We start from the raw sequence: 4283 nt of genomic DNA on the forward strand, positions 1-4283 counted from the left end.
CCGGCGACACCCGGTCCGGCGAAGCCCCGGCTGCAAATGCCGAGGCAGCGACCACGGCGTCCGCGGTGCCGTCGAACCCGGCCACGGCGTCCCCGACAGCAACCGGTGGCCCGGCAACGGCGTCGGCCCAGCCCCGTTCCGGGAGCACCTCGATGGAAGCAACGTCGGTGCGGGAGCCCCTCGGACCGTCGCCGCTGCTCGGCCTGGGCATCGGCCTCGTTGTGCTGTCCGTGATCGCCGGCGTTGTTGTCCTGCGCATGCGCCGCGTCTGACAGCACGGACAGTCCCTGCCCGGCGCGCCGAATCCGGACCCTGAATCCCCAGTGAATGTGAAATGAAGCACTTCTACGCGCTGTAGAAGTGCTTCATTTCGACTTAGCTGTGGCGAAGGGGCAGACTGGTATCCATGAGCCACACTTCTGCCGAAACTGTCACTAAAACTGAATCAGCAAGCGAAGAATCAGCCGAGCAGTTCTTCACGCTCTGGACGGTTTTCAAGCGCTCCGCCGATGTCCTCCGCAGCGGCGATGCTGCTGACGACTTCGACGCCCTCACCGCACGCCTGGCGGAGGCCGGAGTGGTCCACCGCGGCAGCTACGACGTCTCGGCGATGCGCGCCGATGCAGACATCATGGTCTGGCTGCACGGCCCCCAGCCGGAAGCCCTCCAGCGTGCCGTCCGCGACATCCGCCGCAGCAAACTGTTCGCAGGCACCGAGATTGCCTGGTCAGCCATGGGCGTGCACCGGGAAGCCGAGTTCGCCAAGAACCACACCCCCGCCTTCTCCCGCGGGGTGGAACCGGCAGAGTGGCTCTGCGTCTACCCCTTCGTGCGCTCCTACGAGTGGTACCTGCTTCCCGACGCCGAACGCGGCGCCATGCTCCGCGACCACGGCCTGCTGGGCCGGGACTTCCCCCAGGTCATCTCCAACACGGTGTCCTCCTTCGCCCTCGGCGACTGGGAATGGATCCTGGGCCTGGAAGCCCCCGAACTGGTGGACCTGGTGGACCTGATGCGCCACCTGCGCGCCACCGAAGCCCGCCACCACGTCCGCGAAGAAATCCCGTTCTACACCGGCCGCCGGGTGAACGCCGCCGAGATTGCCGAGGTCCTTTCATGAGCCCGCTGGATCCCCAGAACACTGCCACAGGCGAAACAGTCCTGAACGAGGTCACCGAAGCGGGCCGGATGGCACCCAAGGACTACGACGCCGTGCTCCTTGCCTCCTTCGGCGGCCCCGAAGGCCAGGACGACGTCCTTCCGTTCCTGCGCAACGTCACCCGCGGCCGCGGCATCCCGGACGAGCGGCTCNCGAAGAGGTCTCGCACCACTACCGCGCCAACGGCGGCATCAGCCCGATCAACCAGCAGAACCGTGATCTCAAGGCCGGCATCGAAGCCGAACTCGCCGCCCGGGGGATCGAACTGCCGGTGTTCTGGGGCAACCGGAACTGGGCCCCGTACATCCCGCAGACCCTTCAGGACATCTACGACGCCGGGCACCGCAAGGTCCTCATGGTCACCACCAGCGCCTACTCCTGCTACTCCAGCTGCCGCCAGTACCGCGAGGACATCGGCATCGCGCTGACCGACACCGGACTCGACGGGAAGCTCGAAGTGGACAAGGTCCGCCAATACTTCGACCACCCCGGCTTCGTCGAGCCCTTCATCGAAGGCACCGCCAAGGGCCTCGCCGACGTCCGCGCCCAGCTGGCCGCGGCCGGCACCCCCGACGCGCCGGTACACATCCTGTTCGCCACCCACTCCATCCCCACCCGCGACGCCGAGGCCGCCGGCCGCTCCGACGCCGAACCGCGCCACTTCGAGGAAGACTCCGCCTACGTCGCGCAGCACCTGGCCTCCGGCACCGAGGTCATCCGCCGGGTGGAGGCCGAAACCGGCGACACCGCCCCCTGGTCCCTCGTCTACCAGTCCCGCTCCGGGGCGCCGCACGTGCCCTGGCTGGAACCCGACATCAACGACGCCATCGCGGACCTCGCCGGCCAGGGCGTCAAGGGCATCGTGATCGTGCCGCTCGGCTTTGTCAGCGACCACATGGAGGTGGTCTGGGACCTCGACACCGAGGCCCTGGAAACCTGCGCCACACTGGGCCTCGCCGCGACGCGGGTCCCCACACCCGGGACGCACCGCAAGTTCGTGGGCGGCATCGTGGACCTGATCTGCGAGCGGACCGCAGCCAACAACATCGCCGACCGGCCGCACCTGACCAAGCTCGGGCCCTGGTACGACGTCTGCCGCCCGGGCTGCTGCGCCAACTTCCGCGGCGAAAAGCCCACCATTGCGGGCGCGGACACCACCATCGGCACAGGCCACGACCCCTACCCGGCGNGGCCGCCGGCACAACCGCTCCGGCGGGGGACCAGGACACACCGTGACCGTGCGGATCGGAACGCGCGCGAGCAAGCTCGCGCTCACGCAGACCCAGCAGACAGCGGACCAGCTGACCGCCGTCGGCGGCTTCCCGGTCGAACTGGTCCACATCCGGACCGACGGAGACGTCCTCACCGGATCGCTGTCCCAGATGGGCGGCACCGGCGTCTTCGTCGCTGCCCTGCGCGATGCCCTGCTGCAGGACAAATGCGATGTCGCGGTGCACTCGCTCAAGGACCTCCCCACCGGCGCAGCCCTCGGGCTGACGCTCGCGGCGACGCCGAAACGCGTCGACGTCCGCGACGTGCTCTGCGCCCGCGACGGGCTCAAGCTCGCCGACCTGCCCGCCGGCGCCACTGTGGGCACGGGTTCGCCCCGGCGCGCAGCCCAGCTGCGGGCCGCCCGGCCGGACCTGGACATCCGCGACATCCGCGGCAACGTCGACACCCGGCTCGGCCGCGTTCCCGGGCTGCCCGGCAACAGCACCGACGCCGTCGTCGACGGTAAGAGCTGCGACCTCGACGCCGTGGTGCTCGCCGCCGCCGGACTGCACCGGATCGGCCGGCTCGACGCCGTCAGCGAGTACCTCGAGACCGAGGTCATGCTGCCCGCCGCCGGGCAGGGTTCCCTCGCTATTGAATGCCGCTCCGCCGATGCGCCGCGCAAGGCAGGATCCACCGAAGGCTCGCAGGGCGTGCTGGCGCAGGCCCTCGCCGCCCTCGACGACCCGGACACCCGGCTTGCCGTCACGGCCGAGCGGGCGCTCCTGGCCCGCCTTGAAGCCGGCTGCGCCGCGCCGGTGGGCGCCTACGCCTACCGCAAAGGCAGCCTGCTGCACCTTGAAGCCGTGGTCTGCGCCGTCGACGGAACAGCCACGGTCCGGCACAGGAAGGCCACGGACGGACTCACCGAAGTCGGGGCAACCCTGCTGGGGATCGAGCTCGCCGAAGTCCTGCTGGCCCGCGGGGCCGCTGACATCGCGGACTTGGCCGCATCCTGATCCGCGGAATTCTCCAGTTCATGGGACGGCACAGGGCCAGAAACCTCGACGACGCCCGAAACCCCGGAACCCGCGAGGGCCGGGCCGCCGGCGAACAGGACGGGCAGGGCAGGCAGGACGGGCAGGACGGGCAGGGCAGGCAGGACGGCACGAGGGCGCCGGACGGCGCCCGTATCCTCGTCGCCCGCAGCCCTGACCGTGCGGCGGACCTTGTCAGCGCCCTGCGCGCCGTCGGCGCCGAGCCCCTGCTGCTGCCGCTCATCGACTTTGAGTTCGCCAGCGACCAGCACTCCCTGGATGTCGCGTTTGATGCCTTGGGCGCCGGTGCCTACAACTGGCTCGTGATCAGCAGCGTGACCACGGTCCAGGCGCTCGAGGCGAAGGCCGCCGAACGGGGAACCACCCTCGGCCGCTGGCTCCCGGGCAGCCTGCTGGTGGCTACGGTCGGGCCCGCCACACGCCGCTTCCTCGAATCCCGGGATGTCGCCGTCGACCTGGCGCCCACGGGGCAGCAGTCCGGCGCGGGCCTTGTCGATATCTGGCCCGAGCACCAGGGCAGCGTGCTCCTGCCGCAGGCCGACATCGCCGACCCCCGGCTCCGCCGCGGACTGGAGGCGCGGGGCGCCTTCGTCCAGGCCGTGACCGCGTACCGCACAGTGGACTACCCGGCCGACCCCGGCCGGAGCCTGGCCGCTTGCCAGCCGGCAGCGCAGCCTGTCCGCGGGGCATCCCCGGACAACGGAGCCGCCGTCCTGACCCCGGACCAGGCGAAAGCCGAAATCGGTGCCGGCCGGCTCGACGCCGTTGTTGCCGCTTCCCCCAGCGCTGCCCGGCGCATCCGCGAGGACCTCGCACCGCTGGGCGTCTGCCGTTTCGTCGCCATCGGACGCTCG

The 4283-nt window shown here is 70.5% G+C and carries 3 protein-coding genes and 2 pseudogenes; all 5 read left to right on the plus strand.

Annotated elements, in window-relative coordinates:
- A pseudogene (locus K789_RS23440) lies at window positions 1-272 on the plus strand (hypothetical protein); the annotation flags it as partial.
- 134 nt (window positions 273-406) lie between these two features.
- Window positions 407-1120, plus strand: a complete 714-nt coding sequence (hemQ, locus tag K789_RS0117835) for a hydrogen peroxide-dependent heme synthase (protein ID WP_024367955.1) — start codon at window positions 407-409, stop codon at window positions 1118-1120.
- Window positions 1117-2360 (plus strand): annotated as a pseudogene (locus K789_RS24725) (ferrochelatase); the annotation flags it as partial. The gene hemQ and the pseudogene K789_RS24725, both read left to right, overlap by 4 nt.
- Window positions 2361-2391: 31 nt before the next feature.
- A complete protein-coding gene (hemC, locus tag K789_RS0117850; RefSeq protein ID WP_024367958.1) occupies window positions 2392-3390 on the plus strand; it encodes a hydroxymethylbilane synthase in 999 nt (332 codons plus the stop codon).
- Window positions 3391-3410: 20 nt separating this feature from the next.
- Window positions 3411-4283 (plus strand): uroporphyrinogen-III synthase (locus K789_RS0117855; RefSeq protein ID WP_024367959.1); only part of this gene is annotated, 873 nt, incomplete at its 3' end.

This window comes from Arthrobacter sp. TB 26, assembly GCF_000427315.1.
Taxonomy (GTDB): domain Bacteria; phylum Actinomycetota; class Actinomycetes; order Actinomycetales; family Micrococcaceae; genus Arthrobacter.

Bases quoted from the DNA above. Each gene is read 5' to 3' on its own strand.
- hemQ (WP_024367955.1), top strand. From the start codon at position 407: ATGAGCCACACTTCTGCCGAAACTGTCACTAAAACTGAATCAGCAAGC.